Here is a 17,135-nt window from a genome sequence, read left to right on the forward strand (position 1 = left end):
CTTATAGCGGCATCGACAATGACATGAGAGCGAACATTCATCATGGTCACCACCCTTAATACTGGATGAGGCGTCTGTCTGTCACTGGATGTATTACCTGACCCAAAATGGTCTCTTAACTCCGGTGTGTCAGCGGTTCGAAAAAGCGCGCCATCCACAGCAAAGACTTGCAAACCTTGCCAAGTATCCTCAGGGTAACGCTCTAACCCCCACCTATGGCTGCATTGCCTAAACAACCATTCTGGGGCTGCTTTGCCAAGGCGTTGCCTTGCTTGCGTTAACGCACTTTTTGCTAACAGCTCCTCATTAGCCAGCCCCTCGGCACAGACATTCATTCGCCGTGCGACTTCGGCAATCGGTTCGTTGCGGAAAAACGCCATTCCAACAATAAGCCAAAGAACCATATCACTCGGTAANCGACGTCGACGAATCGTCGCTTTATCGGAAAGTGTTGCCGCTTTAGCAATCCACTCGTCAGGAATATGCTCGGAGAAGGTGGTTAGCTGAGCGACATCAACAGGACTCTCTTCAAGAAAGTCGGCAAAGCAGTTTTGAATAGACATAAAAAATCGGAAACCTACAAACAGGTTTCCGATTGTCTCTCATCATGAGGATCGGTCAACCGATCCTTATCTGATCTACGTTGCCCCCCCGGGTGGCGCTTTTTTTGAGAGTTGGAAGTGGGTGAAAGAAGTGATAGAGCGTTGGCGAAAACTTAGATCTTGCCTCTGAGCTTGGCCAGCACATCTTTTTGTTTTAACTGGCTCATAGCCAAGTAGGCCACAGGCACCACAAACAGCGAGAAGAAGGTGCCCATCAACAAGCCCCCCACCAAAACCAGGCCTATGTTTATCCGCCCAAGAGAGCCGGGGCCAGAAGCTATGGCCAATGGGATGGCGCTGAGGATCATCGCCAGCGAGGTCATCAAAATAGGACGCAGCCTTGAGCGGGCGCTGGCCATGGCGGCATCGAGGGCGCTTTTGCCGGCCTGGCGCTGCTTATTGGCGAACTCGACCAGCAAGATCCCGTGTTTGGTAACCAGGCCTACCAGAGTCAACAAACCTATCTGGGAATAGATATTCATACTCTGGCCAAAGAGGTTGAGAGTCAGCAAGGCTCCCACCAGACACAGGGGCACAGTGAGGAGAATGATCAAGGGATCGACAAAGCTTTCAAACTGCGCCGCCAGGATTAGATAGATAAACACTAAAGCCAGCAAAAACAGTGACTGAGTGCCTGCCTGGGAGTCCATCAGTTCTTTGATGATGCCGTTGTAGGCATAGCCCTGTGATGGAGCCAGCAGCGACGGCAGTTGCTCATCCAGCCAGAGTTTGATCTCTCCCGGGGAGTAACCCGGCATAAGATCGGCGCTGATTAGGGCGGCGTCGCGACCCATAAAGGTCTTGATATTCGACTCAGCGGTTGCCTGCTTTATGGTGACAAATTGCGACAGCGGCAGCGCCTCACCCGATTCAGAGGTGACATACAGCTTACTGAGGACATTGAAGTCGCCCAGCATCTCCAGGTTAACCTGAACCTGGATAGGGTAGGTGAAGCCGTCGTCCGAGTGCAGATCGGCGGCTTTGACCGAGCCTAAAAAGGTCGACAGCGCATTGGTCACATCGCTGTAGCTGGCGCCGGAAAGGATCACCGCATTGCGATCTATGCTGAGATCGAAGCGTGGCAAGTCCCTGAGGGTCGAGTTGTTGATATTGGTCAGCCCGGGATAGTCCTCCAGCAGCTTAACCACCTTCTCGGCGGTGTGGGCCAAGGCATCTTTGTCTCTGTCCAGCGTCATCAACTGCAGTTGCAGATTGGTGGGGATATTCAAACCGTCGGCGGAGCGAACACTGAACGACATGTTGTAGGCCGACACCTGCTGTTTGGCTTTGGCTATCAGTTGATCTATCACTTCGGCGGCGGTGTCGCTGCGTTCTCCCCAAGGTTTCAGCAGCACATGGTTGACCGGGCCGCCTTCGATATAAGCCAGATTGGTGGCTACATTGGGGTTGTCATCCATAACGCTGTTGAGCTCGGCGTTGTGATTCAGATGATATTGGCGGCCAACGCCGGTGGGGCCCTTGGCGCTGGCGTCAATAAAGCCGCTGTCTTCTGTGGGCAGCAGTACCTTGGGCATGTACCAATAGAGTACGCCACCCGAAACGACCAGCAGCAAGGCGATTGCGGCCAACAGACGCTTACGGTTGAACCAGAGCTCCAGTTCCTGGCTGTAGCGCTCAATCAAACGCTCCAGCCCCAACTCGACCCGCTGAAACCAGGCCGGATGTTTGTGGCTTTGCTGAATCAAATAGGCACTCATCATGGGCGAGAGGGTCAAGGCCACCACCCCTGAGATGATCACCGCCGCCGCCAGAGTGAAGGAAAACTGGCGGAACAGATCGGCCGTCAGTCCGGACATCAAACCTATCGGCAGATAAACGGCAGCCAGTGTCAATGTCATGGCTATGATGGGAAAGATGATCTCCTGGCTGCCCTTGATTGCAGCGTTAAAAGGCGTTTCACCTTTTTCTATATGGCGGTAGCAGTTTTCCACCACCACTATGGCGTCGTCCACCACCAGACCTATGGCGAGGATGATTGCCAATATGGTCAGTACATTGATACTGAACCCCAGCCAGGCCATAACGGCAAATACCCCTATGACACAGACTGGAATGGTGATAATCGGAATCGAAGCGGCTCTGAGTGAGCCGAGAAACAGCACCACAATCAGGGACACCAGCACTATGGCTTCCAGTAAGGTAGAGAAACCCTCTTCGATAGAGGCTTGAATGAAGTCGGCTTGGTTATAGACCAACTGCATCTTGAGACCGGCCGGCAACTGGTGTTGCATCCTGTCGATTTCGGCACGTATGGTTTGTGCCACTGTCACAGGGTTGGCGTTGGCCAGCGGCAGTATTTGCAGCGACATCGCCTGATGTCCGCCAATGCTCAAAAGGCTGGGCCGCAGGTTCTCTTCGCCCATCACGACATTGGCGATATCCTTCACCCGGATAATTTTGCCGTTATCGACCCGGATCACCAGATCGCGAATATCTTCTATGTTTTCAACCTGACTGAGTGGGTTGATGGAGAAGTCGCGGGACTTGCCCACTATGGTGCCCGAGGTAAAAGTGGCGTTATAGGTGCTCAGAGTGGCCACCACATCGGCGGCCTTGATATTGAGCGCCTTCATCTGATCCGGGTTCAGCCAAACCCTGGCGGCGCGCTGTGAGCCGCCATAAGGGCCCCATACGGCGCCCACACCGGACAGATGTTTGAATTGAGGTACAAGTTGCTGGCTGATGTAATCATACATCTGCTGCTTGGTCATACCGCCCTCGTTGACAAAGCTGATGATATTGCTGGCGGAATGGGTCGCCGACACGTCATCTGTCACTCTGGGCTTGTCTATCATGCTTTGGGGAAAGTCGTTGATGGCTTCAACGCTGGAGCGCAGCTTGTTCATCAAATTGGTGTATTCGATGTCATCTATCTCTTTGCTGAAGTTGATGGACAGAGTGCAGCTGCCTTCCTGACAGTCGGTGGTCATGGTATCGACCTTATCCAGCCCTGAGGCGGCATCGATAAGCTTATCGGCGACATTCTCGGACATGAATTCGGCGCTGGCGCCATTGATGGATGCGCTGACCGAAGCAGAGTGAGTGTTGTAGTCAGGGAAGTATTGAATCGGCAATTTGCCGAAAGACACCAGGCCGATCAGCACTATCATTATGCTGATCACAGAGGCGAAAATTGGGTGGCGAATACAGATTTCCGGCAGGCGCATCAGAGTTGGTCCTCTTCGGTGGCCAATAAGGCATTGGTCAGGACTCTGACTTCACCTCCCTCTTGCAGGTTCTGCATGCCTGTTCGCACCACAGTATCTGAGTTTTGCAGCCCCGACTTGATGATGACATAACCGTCATTGGTGTTGCGCCCAAGTGACACAGGGCGCTTGCTGACTTTATCGCCTTGCAGTACCCAGACAAAGCGTTCTTCATTATTGGCAATGACGGAATTTTGTGGCACCAACAAGTGCTTGATCCCCTTGCTGAATATCTGCTTTACGTTGGCAAACATTCCGGGAGCCAAGGCATGATCCGGGTTGCTCAGTTGCGCATGAACCTCCACCCGGCCCGAACTCTCATCGACAGCCGGCGCCACATAGCTGACCAATCCTTTGAACTCGCGTCCCTTGTAGGCCTCCACTGTGAGATGCACCTCCTGACCACGCTGCGCCTTGCCGAACTCGACTTGGCTGATGGCAAAATGCACTTCAACCGGATCCAAGCGGTACAGGGTTACCAGAGGTGTCTCTGCGGTTATTTGGGCACCGATAGAGGGAGTAAAGGAGGTTAATTGGCCATCGAAGGGGGCGATGAGGCTGTAATCGGCAAGGGTGGCCTGTTTCTGTTTGAAATCGGCGGCGGCCAGTTGCACATTTTCTTCCAGCTCATCCACATCTTGTTTTGACAGTGAGTCCGGCTCTTTGGCCAGCAGGCCTCTGACTCGCTCCAGTTTGGTTTTCGCCAGAGCCAGCGTGCTGCGGGCCTTGTCGACATCGGCTTGCGCCTTGACACTGTCGAGCTCGGCAATCAAGTCACCCTGTTTGACCATGTCTCCGTTTTTGAAGTGGATCGCCGTGAGTTTGGCGCTGGCGTTGAAACTGAGGGCCACAGAGTCGATAGCCCGAATTTTACCGACTTCGTTGGCGACATCTCTAAAGGATGCCTGTTTCACCGCTTCTACGGTTACCGGAGGGGGTTGAACCTCCTGCGCCGAGAGTGATAGAGAAATTGGCAGACAAAAGATCAGTAACCAAAGACTGGAGCCTGAAAGTGTTTTCATAAACGCCCTGTATCATGGATTAAGCGGTAAGCAATTCAGTTTACCTTAATCAGGATCCAGGGCATTCCGACAATTTAAGGCATTGGTGATCTATCTTTGTGATTTTTGATCCCAATAGAGATTTTCAGGCACTAATTTGCCTGAATGTAGCACCCGGGACGCGCAGCTGTGGCAGCCTTGCAACCTGAGTGTTAAATCAGCTTTGCAATATCTTGAGTGGCAGTCCCAGCATGTCATCACCGTTGCCGGCCAGATGCCAGATAACAGCTACCAGGGCCGCCACTGTCAGTAGATACCAGACAATGGAAAACACTTGCCCATACCTGTCCAGCGGCAACAGATGACTGTGATGACGCTGTTTCCACTCAAACAGAATCTCGGCGCTGCCTATCAACAACAGGAACCCCAGCAGTGCCAGCCCCAGACTGTAGCTGATAAATACCCCTACGGCAGCACCCAGAATACAGGCTATAAGGCCGATAGCACTGTTCATCGAAAAGCTGATGCTCTTGAGAATATGTCCGCCATCGAGCGGCAAAATAGGCAGCAGGTTGAACAGGTTGAGCAAGGCGTTAAAGGCCGCCAGACCGGCAAAGAAGGGATTGCCTGTGATCCAGTAGGCCACTAAGGCCGCCAGGGACATCAACAGGCCAAAGGTTGGCCCCATGATGGAGATCACCACGTCTTGCCAGCGGGTGTTGATCTTCTCATCGGACAAGGCCAGGCCGCCCATGAAGGGGATGAGGTAGATACCCTTGGTCTTCATGCCAAAATATTTCATCGCCCGGATATGGCCGTACTCGTGAAACACCAGGCAGGCAATCAGAGCCAGGGCAAACTGCAGGGAAAACAGCCAGGAGTAGGCGGCAATACTGGCTCCTGCCAGGACGACCTTGATCACCTTGGCGCTCTTGAGCAGTTTGAAGCCCAGAGACACCAGCCCCACCAGACTCAGTTTCTGCTGTTTTACCGGCGCTATGTCCGGTGTTTGCCGCTCAATATCTTTGCTATTGCGGCTGCCTTCAATCGTGACTTGCTCATCGATGAGCAAGCGATAGCTCAGCTCAAAGGGTTGCCAGTTGAGCTGGGTTTCCAGGCATACCTTGATGCTGCTGCCATCGGCGCGACTAAGGCTGAACTCATGGCTGCCAATGCCTTGTGCATCGGCGCTGGCGGCTTGCTGTGAGACTAATTGGTTATCCCAAAAAAGTTGCTGCCAACCCGCCATGGAACCTTCCAGCCTCAGAGGCTTCCCTAAGCAATCTATTTTCAGAAGTTGCAAATCTATGACTCCGGTGAGAGAAAACGCGCCGATTATACCCATGGGCACCGGGCTTTGTCAGGGAAGGTGCGAACATGTCCGTGGGGGCTCTGCATCGGCTTACAGGTTTGGATACAAGGCGCAGTTCGCAGTAAATGGCCCAAGCCCTTTGCCAGAACGCCTTAGAGACTGTCCAGATAACGCACCATCTCCAGTCCTTGGGGAAAAGTGATAAAGGCTAACTTGGCGACGCAGCAACTGCCGAGCGCGGCGGCGTGCTTTTGCACCAACAGCTTGAGATCTGTGAGTTCGAGCTGTGCATGGCTCGGGCCTATTTGCGGCAATGAGGCCAGTACAGGTTCGTCACAGCGAATGGCCGGAAGTATGGGATAACATAAGCCGCCGGAATCTATCAGTTGATCGCCCTGGCAACTCAGGTGTTGATTCAGGCAGATATATTCCAGCCAGTCTCTTTCATTCTCGAGATACGCCAGTTCGTCCGAATCTGCCGGTTTCAGAATGGCTGGCCAGGCTGGCTGTGTCATAGGGGCTCCAGGAATAAGCTGTCCCCAACACCATATCACAATGGCCTGGCGTTGCGATTAATTATCCCGCGCAGAACCGAGGCCCGGTTTAATATCAGCCGCGACTGCTGTAGTCGAAATGGACTTCTCCGTTTTGGTTTTGAACCACACAGGGGCCATGTTCCCTCTGGGTGCGCTGTTGCGCCGGGCCTATGTGAATTTCCACATTGGAGTAGATATGCTTTAGAGCTTCGACAAAGTAATGGCGATAGTAGCCTTCGGTTTCCGCCTTCAGCAGCTCGAGTTCGGTTTCTTCCCGCACTCGCTCATCATCGACACGGTGTTTCTCTTCCAGCATCATTTTGACCTGCTCGACCATGGCTGGATCTGCCTGCCATTCGCTCTTGGGTGGCAGTTTTCTCAGTCTGGCTTCCATATCCAAACCGGCTACCACCAAAACCCGGACACTTTCTTCCAGATCTTTGAGGTTTTGGCGGTACTCCCCCAAACGCATGGCGCAGAAGAGATCTGTCTTGGTATCCGCTGTAGCGCCTATGGCGACGGCCTTGATGCCTTTTTCCGCCTTGGCAATTCCTCCCACCAGATCTCCGCGGCGGCCGTTGGCGTCGCTGACTGTGAGTTTACTGTCGGTACGGCTATTGCTGTGCAGCAGCTGCTTGGTCACCAGGATATCGCCCTGGCATTGGAGATCGGAATATTGCACAAACTGGGCCGATATCTGCCCCTTGGCTCTGATTTGGGTCGACAACTCATTGGCGCGGATCTGCCTGCCTATGATGCCCTTGCTGACGGTTACATCTCCTTCGGCCATCAAGGATGCCGAGTCGACAAAACCCATGACCGTGATATCGCCACTGCTCTTGACCTGCATCCCCTCGTGGACATCGCCACTGATAAGGATACTGCCCTTGAAGTCGACATTGCCGTAGCCCACGTCCACATCTTTTATCTGCAATACATCATCTACCTGCATGCCGTTGCGGACTTCCACCGGCTGACCGGCAACCGTGGCGATAAGCTTATTGCTGTCTTTGGCGCTGAACTCTGTACCTTTGCCGGCTACCATCTCCAGATCTTTCCCCGGCTTGGCCGGCAATACTTCGCCGAAAACATTGTATCCTGGGGTGCCCTGAGTGGCGGGGATCCTTTCCATCAAGAGATCGCCGGCATTAACCATGATGACTGCGCCCAGGTTACGCATGTCCACTGTGCCATCCTCCCGCTCCTGTGGGTGCAGCAGGCGCTCACGGGCCAGGGGCACTTTGCGATCCAATCTGGCATGGTTGCCGTTCACCGCCGCCTTGCCACAGGCAATAGTGCCTTCTATGGTTTCGCCCGGTTTACTCTGCTTCAGGCGTTTGAGCATGGTTTCTATCTTGATTTTCGACAGTCCCATGCAGATCTTCTCTTCTTTCAGGCGGCGAAGAATGTCCGGCAAGGTGATCTCTTTACCGCCCCAGGCGGCAGTGAGAGTCATACCGGCTTGCATCTTATCTTTACTGGGCTGGAGTGATATCTGGCCGTCACGGCGCTCGGCTATCTGAAAGAACTGCTCGAACTGACCATCTTCTTCGGCGTAAAGCTTATTGACGTCCTTGACGGCTTTGGCGATTTGACTGTCCAGCGGACAGAGATTGGCGAAGTCTGGTAGGGCCAACAGATGACGTATGGCTTCCTCGGTCACGGGGCCATGGGTTTTGGGGATGAGCCTCAGCTCGGCAAATTGCTTATTGCTGCTGAGTTCAACGAGATCCGGCGCCAGCATATTAAAGTTATCCAGGTTAGTTATACCCTTCCTTTTCGAAGTTTAAACATCGAGTACCAAGCTGTTTGTTGACGCCATAACTATGCTATGGCGAGACAACAGGCGCGTATCGACTGAATCAACTCCTGTACGGAATGGTACTATTATTATTTTCCCGACTGCTGTTGAGTATAGCAACATAAGCTCGCCAAAACGAAGCCTGTTGTTAACATATTATTAGCAGTTGCTCAAAAGATAATAGCCCTGAATACTTATAAAAATCTTTGATCTCTTAGCGAAAAGTTACCAAAATTGCCCGGCGTTACTTTTTGTTACTGATATTCCGGTAAAGCTTGTATTTGTTGTTTTCGGCAATCACGTTCACGTTACCGAAATGGGCCGCGATTGTATCGCTGTAGGGCAGGTGACGATTGGCCACTATCTGCCATATTCCTCTGTCCTTTAGCCTGTTGGCGCTGTCGGCGATAAAGCTTTCGGCAATATGGGTGGTGGCTGCCAAGCCATCGTGAAACGGCGGGTTGGAGATGATGGCGTCGAACTCGCCCTGAGTGGCGCTCAAGCCATCGGATGGATAGACTTTGGCGCTCAGGCCGTTGGCCTTCAGTGTCAGCTCACAGGACAGCAGCGCCATGGCGTTGATGTCGACACAATCCAGATTAAGCTCCGGCTGGACCTTGAGCAGGGCGGCGGCAATCACTCCGGCGCCGCAGCCAAAGTCCAGCACCCGGCCCTCGAGCTTGGGCAGATGAGACAGCAACAGCTCAGTGCCCAGATCCAGGCGTTTTTCACTGAATACCCCGGCCATATTGCAGATTTGTATGTCCCCTTGGGGAGTGGGCAAGCTGTAATGGCTGACAAAGGCTTCAATATCCAGCGCAGTTGGGCTGGCGATGGCCTCGGCGGCAAACAGCAGGCAGTGACGGGCGTTGTCCAGTTTGGCCGCATTGCTGAACCAGCGGCTTTGCTGTTTGGCAAACGACTTTATCCCGCCTTTGTTTTCCCCTATGACCAGTAGTTGACCTCCCGGTTGCAGGTGCAGCGCCGCGAGTTCCAGCAGATAAGCGAGCAGCGGCTTGGCCTTGGGGTAGTAGACTACAACCGTCTCGAACCTGTCAGTATGGGGCAACTGGTGGCCAAAGTAACAATGGAGCTCGGCCTTGGCTTGCGACTTAAGCTGTTGGAAGTGATTGAAATCCAGCGCCAGGGCATCGACTCTGGGGCACAGGTTCAAAAGCTCTCTGGCGCAGCTGTCGCTCTCATTGTTGAGCAGCAGCAGGCTTTGGCCTTCAAATAGCGCACTGTTGCGCAGCAGTAATTGCGATGGCGGTGTCAGCAACATTGGGGACTTCCAAGGATAAAATCTGCCGCGCATTATAGCCAATCAGTGGCGGCAGCGGGCAAGAGTTATGGGCGGCAAACATAAAAAAAGCGGCCAAGGCCGCTTTTTGCAAGGTTAAGCATTACTGAGCAGCCCTTTGCCCCTTGGGCAGTAAGCTTATCAGTTTGGAGGCGATATCCGTGTTGTCCTGGTTGCCGATAAACAGCTCGGCGCCCGGGCCTGTGGCAAACACCTGCACATCTGTACCCGTATGGCCGCCGGTGGTCCAGCCGGTGTTGGAGCGGCGATCCACTTCCTGTTTGATAGCGCTGGCCAGCGTCTCTTTGCCTTGCATTCTGGCCTTGGTCAATTGTTCAAGCAACGCGGGTTCCAGCTCAAAACCCAGGCCTTGAGCCAGCGGCGCTTGCCAGTCTTCTGCGGTCAACGCAGCGGCGGCAAGGGTATCAATACTGGCAGACAGCCCCTTGAGCACCTCTGGGTTCCAGGCATATTTGCCCTTGCTGCCGATGGAGAGACCACCGGTATTGTGATCTGCGGTGGCCACCATCAGGGTATTGGGGTTTTGGCGCACGAACTGTTCGACCACTTCCATGGTATGGGCAAATTCATCCATCTCCGCCATGGCGGCGGCGATGTCGTTGTTGTGACCAGCCCAGTCGATCAGGCTGCCTTCAACCAGCAACACAAAGCCGTTGGGGTTTTGTGACAAGAGCTCCAGTGCCTTGCCTGTCATGGTGCTGAGGCGATGGCCATCCTTGTCGTCCAGCACCCAAGGCAGTTGCACTTCTGCAAACAGGCCCATTACCTTGGGCTGTTTGATGCTTTCAAGCGCGCTGAACTCCTGCAAAATTTGATAGCCCTTGGCATCAAACTTGGCCAGCAGCTCCTGATCGAAGTATTTCTGGCCGCCCCCCAGCATCACATCGGCATCCGTCTCCAGATACTTGTTGGCCAGCTCGACATAGTTTTTGCGACTTTCACTGTGAGACAGAAAGGCCGCCGGCGTGGCGTGATTTATCTGGGAAGTGACTGCCACACCCGTGCTCATGCCCCGCTGCTTGGCCTTTTCCATTATGGTCGGGATCGGCTGCTTCTGGGTGTCGACCGAGATGGCGCCGTTATAGCTTTTTACTCCGGTTGCCAGCGCAGTTGCCGCGGCTGCGGAGTCGGTGACATAGCCACTGACTCTGGCGGGGTAGGTACTGGCCATACCGACCAACAGGCGATCGAATACCGTCTGTTCTATCTCTTCGGTATCCGGGTTGTCATTGAAATACCGGTAGGCGCTGGTATAAGCCGGCCCCATGCCATCACCGACCATGATCACGATATTTTGGGGTCTGGAAGGGGCGGGATTGGGCAACTGATTGGCATCGACTGCCAGTGGCAGCAGCAATGACAGTCCCAGCAATGCGCCCGTGAGTTGGCTCAGTTTCATCAGAGTCTCATCCTTGTTGTTTTTGTTGCAGTCTTTGCTCAATGGCATTCATCAGCATGCCGGTGATATTGACATCGAAAGCCGCTTCAATCTCTTTGATGCAAGTTGGGCTGGTGACATTGATTTCGGTGAGCTTATCCCCAATCACATCCAGACCGACGAAGATCAGGCCGCGCTTTTTAAGCTCAGGGCCCAGGGCTCTGGCAATGGCCCAGTCACTTTCAGACAGAGGCTGGGCAACACCGCTGCCACCGGCCGCCAGGTTACCGCGGGTTTCACCCTTCTTGGGGATACGCGCCAAACAGTAGGGTACAGGCTCGCCGTCGATGACCAGAATACGCTTGTCACCCTTGGTGATCTCGGGAATAAACACCTGCGCCATGGCATAGTTTTGGCCGTAATCTGTCAGGGTTTCTATAATAACCCCCAGGTTGGGGTCGTCCTGCTTGACCCTGAATATGGATGTGCCGCCCATGCCGTCCAATGGCTTGAGGATCACATCGCCATGCTGGGCATGGAAAGCGCGTAACCGCTGCGGATCGCGGCTGACGAGTGTCGTGGGGGTAAACTGGCTGAACCAGGCGGTAAACAGCTTTTCATTGGCATCACGCAGGCTCTGTGGCTTATTGACTATTAATACCCCGGCCTCTTCGGCGCGCTCCAGCATGTAAGTGGCGTAGATATATTCGGTATCGAACGGTGGGTCCTTACGCATCAGAATCACATCCAGCTCCTTGAGCGGCGTGTCGGTCGCTTCACCCAACTGGTACCAATCAGTGGGATCTTCCTGAACCTTGAGCGGCCGCATCTTGGCCCAGGCTTCACCCTGCAGCAGTGCCAGATCCTGCATCTCCATATAGAAGAGCTCATAGCCGCGGGACTGCGCCGCCAACAACATGGCGAAGCTGGAGTCTTTCTTGATGTTGATATCCTTGATGGGGTCCATCACTATGCCGAGCTTGATCATGATGCCTTTCCTTTATTCGTTGCGCCCACAGGGCAGAAAATGGTTAGCCCAGATCGCCGAATCTGAGCTGCAATGCGGTAATGGCGGTTAGCGCCGCGGTTTCTGTGCGCAGTACTCTGGGGCCGAGCAGAACTTCGGTAAATGCCTGGGTTTCTGTCATGGCAATTTCCTGCTCCGACAGGCCGCCTTCCGGACCTATCAAGAGCCGCACCTTGTTGTTTGGCAGCTCAAGGCCATTGATGCCGTGAGCGGCTCTGGGATGCAGATTGAGTTTCAGTGCCGTCGTGGGCTCGGCGCACCAGGCTGCCAGCTCCATTACCGGTCTCACTTCAGGGACCCGGCTACGGCCGGATTGCTCACAGGCGCTGATAACAATTTTTTGCCACTGCTGCAGTTTCTTTTCCAACCTGTCGCCGCTGAGTTTAACGCCGCAACGCTCTGAAAACAGTGGCGTGATGGTGTTAACCCCCAACTCTACCGATTTTTGTAAGGTGAAGTCCATGCGATCGCCGCGGGAGATCACTTGCCCAAGGTGCAGATCCAGGGGGGACTCAGAGGGATTGTCCATGGCAGACAGCACGTGTACATCCACGGCTTTCTTTCCGGCGCTGACGATAGTGGCCGGATAGTCTTTGCCGTCACCATTGAACAGGCTTATTTGCTCGCCGCTGCTCATGCGCAGCACTCGGCCGACATGGGCGCTGGCGTCATCATCCAATGACAGAACTTTGCCTGGGGTTATCGGGCCTGTGTGATAAATTCTCGGCACTCTCATGCTCTGTATTCCTTAGGCTTATTCTGCGCTGCCGCTGAGGCCGCTTTGGTTGCAGGCTTTCTGCACCAATGGGTTGTGATTGCCCTGAGAGGCGGCTATTACCTGATCTCGCCGGCACTCAATAGTATCAACTGGATAGCTTTTGTCCCACGCCTTGAACAACTTTAATTGGCTGGAGGCTATCTTGAGCCCATAGGTCTGCTGCATATAAAGGTAGGTACGGGCGATGCGTCCTCTTGCCTGCGCTGGCGGTTCTGCCTTACGGCCCTTGAAGTCGACTGTCATCTGACACTGGCCATATTGGCTTGGCTTGGCGTTCCACTGACTGAACCTGAAGTTGGATCTGTCGCCATTGACCTCTCCCACGGCCGGCACCAGATTGTGCAGGTCGGCCTCCATGCGCTTAAAGGTCTTATCTTTGCTGCTGCAGTTCTTACGGCCGCCGTTTTGCCAGCACTGCAACTGATGGCCAAACTCCCAGGCAGGTACTATATGCTCCCATTCGATGCGGTTGGCACGGGTCTCTTGTTTGCGAATCTGATAACCGCAACTTGCCAAATCCGGCTGCCATTTCTTGCCTTCCATTTTGATGGCACAGCCACAGTAGAAACTGACTGCCGGCAGCGTTTGACTGTAAATCACCTTGGCGCGTTTCTTGGCTTCGGAAAAACTGCTTGGATGGCTGGGCGATGCCAGCACAGAAGAGGCCGCCAAAAGCAGCGGCAGGGCCACGAGTGGCCGCAGGTGCAATGAAATCACGCTATTCCCTAAAATCATAACTTCGGGTGCCGACAGCCGATACCTCAGGTGCCAGACTTGGAATTGTTGCAGCAGATAGTAAAAGAAGCCGCCAGGCTTGGCAACTTGGCTCAGGATGGCTGAGGGCTAAGCAGTTGGCCGCAGCGGCGGCATTGATATTTAGCCTGGCCCCGCACGACCTTGTTATGACGGCGAATGCTCAGCTCTACTACACCGCAGCCACATTGATAGGGCAGGGTTCTGGGTTTGACCGAGCTGATATCCATCGAGTGAGTGGTACGCGGCGCCAGGCCATAAATCCGCCGCATCAGGCTTTGCCACTCCTTGCCATGAGGTCGGGTCTTGCCATGCAGTTGGAAACAGAGCAGGTGGCAAATCTCGTGTGGAACCACCTCATGGGTGAAGGTGTGCAGGTTTTGCTCCAGTAGCACCGGATTGAAGCGCAAGCGGTTCTCGGTTGGATGAGCGGTACCGGCGCTGCGGCCTCGCAGGGCAAAGCTGACCGAAGGGCGCTTTAGCGCTCGGCCCAGGGCGGCCTCAGCCTTGAGATAGCAAAGTTCTATTGCATCGAGCACTGCCTGCTGCGCCTCACTAGCGGCAGCTTGAGGCTGTGGCTCAGGTGCTTGGTTGTATTCAGAAGTGCCGGCGTTTTTAAGGGATCTGAACAACTGACTCAGCATGAGAAAACTCGAATTGGCATTAATTGGTGGCAAATAAGCAGAGGCGCAACTGCGCCTCTGTTGAATCAGGGATTATAAACTTTTGGCCGCCGCTGTCAGCATGGCTTTGACCTGCTCGACTATCGCTTCTTCGGTAGCGGGCTCGAAACCGGCAATTCTCGGGGTATGAATATGCCCGGTGGGAATACGGCTACCGAGTTGGTTTTGCAGCAGGATAGCCCGGTAGGAGATCTCATTGGACAGGTAACCGCCGCCAGACCCCTCCACCGAAGTGCTGTTTTGCAGTTCGCTCAGGCTGCTTGCCTGAAACTCGCCACGGGAAAGGGTGCTGACAATATGGTTGTCGTTGGCTTTCCAGCGGCCGTTTACGCTCTGCATGGCTGCTACCGGCAGGGAGAACTCGACAAACTCAGGGCCATTGAGGGTGTCGTTTTCCAGCTTGGGTGGCAGAGGTCGCTGTTTACTGGCGCCGGTAAAAACATTGCGGTTGTCCGGGGCTTCGGCGCTGCGGTTGCGGCCCGGAAAGCGTTCCAGATCGAAGTCGCTGCGCCCCATACTGACAGTGACCACCATGTCGACACTCTTGTCGCGATAAACCGGGGTCAACAGCGACTCTATGATGCCCTCATCAAAGTCAGCGAAACGTACCGGGATCATCACTGTCTCTATCTGTGCCTGGCGGCCGTTAACCGAGAAGCGGTAACCATCCAATGCCAGGGCGACCAGACCTGAAGGGTTGCTCTGCTCTATATTGCGATCGAGAAAGAAGGGGTCGAATCCGGTTAGCAGTATCTTGATGCTGGCATCATCCTTAAAGTCGATATCGCTGAAACCTCGGGATGACTTTTCCACCGCCTTGGTCAGTATTTCTCTTTGCCAGGAGGCGATATTGAACTTGGGCGACTGTTTGCCCAGCTCTGCTCGCATCTGCAACCGGCTCCAGTAAAGGGAGCGGTCGTCGCTGTGACCTGACTGCACATCTCTGACCGCCTGTTGCCACAGGCGTTGCCCCTGGTGCGCCACCATCTGGGTAACCTTGAGCTCATCGGTATGTTGGCGGTATTTCGTTACCAGATCATCTGTCAATGCCTGATAGCGCTGGACGACTTGAGGCATTTTTTCGTTGGCGGCAGGCAGGCGATCCTCTTCGACACCGGCCTGAGCCGACAGAGAAACCAGAGTACCCGACAGCAGGGCTATGGCCAGGCTGGGCTTAAACATGGCAGTTCCTTTCGCTTATAGAGTTGTAAAGTTAGGGAAGGTGCGAATAAGTCCTCGTGGCACTCTGGCTTGCACAGCAATTGGCGTTCAAGGCATCTGACGGAAGGCATGCCGGGGCCTGTCGAAGTCAGATAACGCAGAGAGCCGGTTGCTGTGAAAGCCCCGAAGGGCGTGGTTTACAGGTCTGCCTGCTGTGTTGTGCTTCTTGCAAAGGACTAAGGCCATTTGCTGCGAACCACGCCTTGCATCCAGGCCTGTAAGCCGACGCAGAGCACACATGGGACTTGTTTGCACCTTCCTCAAGTATGCAACACTCGTCAGCAACTGGAAAGCTATCTGTTACCTTGCCAGATTGTTGCCACAATTGAGTAGGGCTTTGCCAGACCATTATTCACCCCAGGGCTGTATGCTTGTTGCTTTGACCGCCGGGAATAATAGGGGAATGAGATGAATAAAGGTTTGCACAGAAAGCGCCTGAGTAAGCGTTTGCTGCTGCCCATGTTGCTGTGTTTATTGGCTCAACAAACGCAGGCTGTGGCAGCTGAGCAGACCAAGGTCAGTGACGTCGGCTCTGAGGTCACGGCCGAGGGTTGGCAAGAGGTACGCCGCTGGGACAAGCTGTTCGAGTCCGCAGGTGTTAAAGGCAGTTTACTGCTTTGGGATCAAAAGCGTTCTTTGGGGCTCTCCAACAATCTAAGTCGCGCCGCCGAAGGCTTTATTCCGGCTTCCACCTTCAAGATCCCCTCCAGCCTTATTGCGTTGGAAACCGGGGCGGTGCGCGATGAAACCAGTCGTTTTAGCTGGGACGGAAAGGTTCGTGAAATTGCCGCCTGGAACAGGGACCAGAGTTTTCGCACCGCAATGAAGTACTCTGTGGTGCCTGTGTATCAGCAGTTGGCCAGGGAGATAGGCCCCAAAGTGATGGCGGCTATGGTGCGGCAGCTGGAATATGGCAATCAGGATATCGGTGGCCAAGCGGACAGCTTCTGGCTCGACGGCCAACTGAGAATTACAGCATTTCAACAAGTGGATTTTCTAAGGCAACTGCATGACAACAAGTTACCTGTGTCCGAGCGCAGCCAGCGAATTGTCAAACAGATGATGCTGACCGAAGCGAGTACTGACTATATTATTCGCGCCAAGACAGGCTATGGTGTGCGGCGTACGCCGGCCATAGGTTGGTGGGTCGGTTGGTTGGAGTTGGACGACAACACTGTCTATTTCGCCATTAACCTGGATCTGGCCTCGGCCGGCCAGTTACCGTTACGCCAACAACTGGTGAAACAGGTGCTCAAGCAGGAACAGCTGCTGCCTTGAGTCTGGCTGGCACGGAATAGATAACCAAGACATAAGTCAGAGAAGGCCAACTTGTGTGCTGTGTTATTGATTCATATATAAGACCCCGGCCAAGGCTGCAACGTAGTTCACTAAAGCGGAGTTGCCTTGTGATTAACAGGATATCGGGTCTTTGATATTTTTACCGCCCTAGGCCGATTTGGCTTAGGGCGTTTGTCTATAAACAGGATGGACAAGT

General features: G+C 54.0%; 14 protein-coding genes. 1 reads left to right on the top strand and 13 read right to left on the bottom strand.

Annotated elements, in window-relative coordinates; translation table 11 throughout:
* From ACMHXI_RS06080 to ACMHXI_RS06140, 13 genes are all read right to left on the bottom strand, one after another.
* The coding region (locus ACMHXI_RS06080; protein WP_413734374.1) for a transposase domain-containing protein at positions 1 to 563 on the bottom strand (563 nt) is incomplete at its 3' end.
* A 152-nt stretch (positions 564 to 715) separates the two neighbouring features.
* On the bottom strand, positions 716 to 3,790 hold the full coding sequence (locus tag ACMHXI_RS06085) for an efflux RND transporter permease subunit (protein ID WP_117199935.1): 3,075 nt from the start codon (positions 3,788 to 3,790) through the stop codon (positions 716 to 718).
* Positions 3,790 to 4,851 (bottom strand): efflux RND transporter periplasmic adaptor subunit, encoded by a 1,062-nt coding sequence (locus tag ACMHXI_RS06090; RefSeq protein WP_025008908.1) that lies wholly within the window; start codon positions 4,849 to 4,851, stop codon positions 3,790 to 3,792. The genes ACMHXI_RS06085 and ACMHXI_RS06090 overlap by 1 nt, the downstream gene beginning before the upstream one ends.
* Positions 4,852 to 5,047: 196 nt before the next feature.
* Positions 5,048 to 6,175: a site-2 protease family protein gene (locus ACMHXI_RS06095; protein WP_208185067.1), complete on the bottom strand. Its 1,128-nt coding sequence runs from the start codon at positions 6,173 to 6,175 to the stop codon at positions 5,048 to 5,050.
* 119 nt (positions 6,176 to 6,294) lie between these two features.
* The gene (locus ACMHXI_RS06100; RefSeq protein WP_045283029.1) at positions 6,295 to 6,657 is read right to left on the bottom strand and encodes a DUF4144 family protein; all 363 of its coding nucleotides are present in this window, start codon (positions 6,655 to 6,657) and stop codon (positions 6,295 to 6,297) included.
* A 94-nt stretch (positions 6,658 to 6,751) separates the two neighbouring features.
* Positions 6,752 to 8,422 (bottom strand): DUF342 domain-containing protein, encoded by a 1,671-nt coding sequence (locus ACMHXI_RS06105; RefSeq protein WP_071238439.1) that lies wholly within the window; start codon positions 8,420 to 8,422, stop codon positions 6,752 to 6,754.
* A 301-nt stretch (positions 8,423 to 8,723) separates the two neighbouring features.
* On the bottom strand, positions 8,724 to 9,758 hold the full coding sequence (locus tag ACMHXI_RS06110) for a class I SAM-dependent methyltransferase (protein WP_028779473.1): 1,035 nt from the start codon (positions 9,756 to 9,758) through the stop codon (positions 8,724 to 8,726).
* 124 nt (positions 9,759 to 9,882) lie between these two features.
* Positions 9,883 to 11,199 (bottom strand): alkaline phosphatase, encoded by a 1,317-nt coding sequence (locus tag ACMHXI_RS06115; RefSeq protein WP_044735955.1) that lies wholly within the window; start codon positions 11,197 to 11,199, stop codon positions 9,883 to 9,885.
* Positions 11,200 to 11,206: 7 nt separating this feature from the next.
* Complete coding sequence (gene gshB / locus ACMHXI_RS06120) at positions 11,207 to 12,166, bottom strand: glutathione synthase (protein WP_025889743.1); 960 nt, start codon at positions 12,164 to 12,166, stop codon at positions 11,207 to 11,209.
* A 43-nt stretch (positions 12,167 to 12,209) separates the two neighbouring features.
* A complete protein-coding gene (gene rsmE, locus ACMHXI_RS06125) occupies positions 12,210 to 12,941 on the bottom strand; it encodes a 16S rRNA (uracil(1498)-N(3))-methyltransferase (protein ID WP_144379651.1) in 732 nt (243 codons plus the stop codon).
* An 18-nt stretch (positions 12,942 to 12,959) separates the two neighbouring features.
* Positions 12,960 to 13,715, bottom strand: a complete 756-nt coding sequence (locus tag ACMHXI_RS06130; RefSeq protein ID WP_370629046.1) for an endonuclease — start codon at positions 13,713 to 13,715, stop codon at positions 12,960 to 12,962.
* A 95-nt stretch (positions 13,716 to 13,810) separates the two neighbouring features.
* On the bottom strand, positions 13,811 to 14,377 hold the full coding sequence (locus tag ACMHXI_RS06135; RefSeq protein WP_413734380.1) for a SprT family zinc-dependent metalloprotease: 567 nt from the start codon (positions 14,375 to 14,377) through the stop codon (positions 13,811 to 13,813).
* A gap of 75 nt (positions 14,378 to 14,452) precedes the next feature.
* Complete coding sequence (locus ACMHXI_RS06140) at positions 14,453 to 15,601, bottom strand: hypothetical protein (protein ID WP_144160678.1); 1,149 nt, start codon at positions 15,599 to 15,601, stop codon at positions 14,453 to 14,455.
* A gap of 447 nt (positions 15,602 to 16,048) precedes the next feature.
* Between ACMHXI_RS06140 and blaOXA the strand changes: the two genes are divergently transcribed.
* Positions 16,049 to 16,918: an OXA-55 family carbapenem-hydrolyzing class D beta-lactamase gene (gene blaOXA, locus ACMHXI_RS06145; protein ID WP_028779467.1), complete on the top strand. Its 870-nt coding sequence runs from the start codon at positions 16,049 to 16,051 to the stop codon at positions 16,916 to 16,918.
* Positions 16,919 to 17,135: the final 217 nt, after the last annotated feature.

Origin of the sequence: Shewanella sp. BJSY2023SW005 (genome assembly GCF_047314585.1) — a bacterium.
GTDB lineage: Bacteria > Pseudomonadota > Gammaproteobacteria > Enterobacterales > Shewanellaceae > Shewanella > Shewanella algae.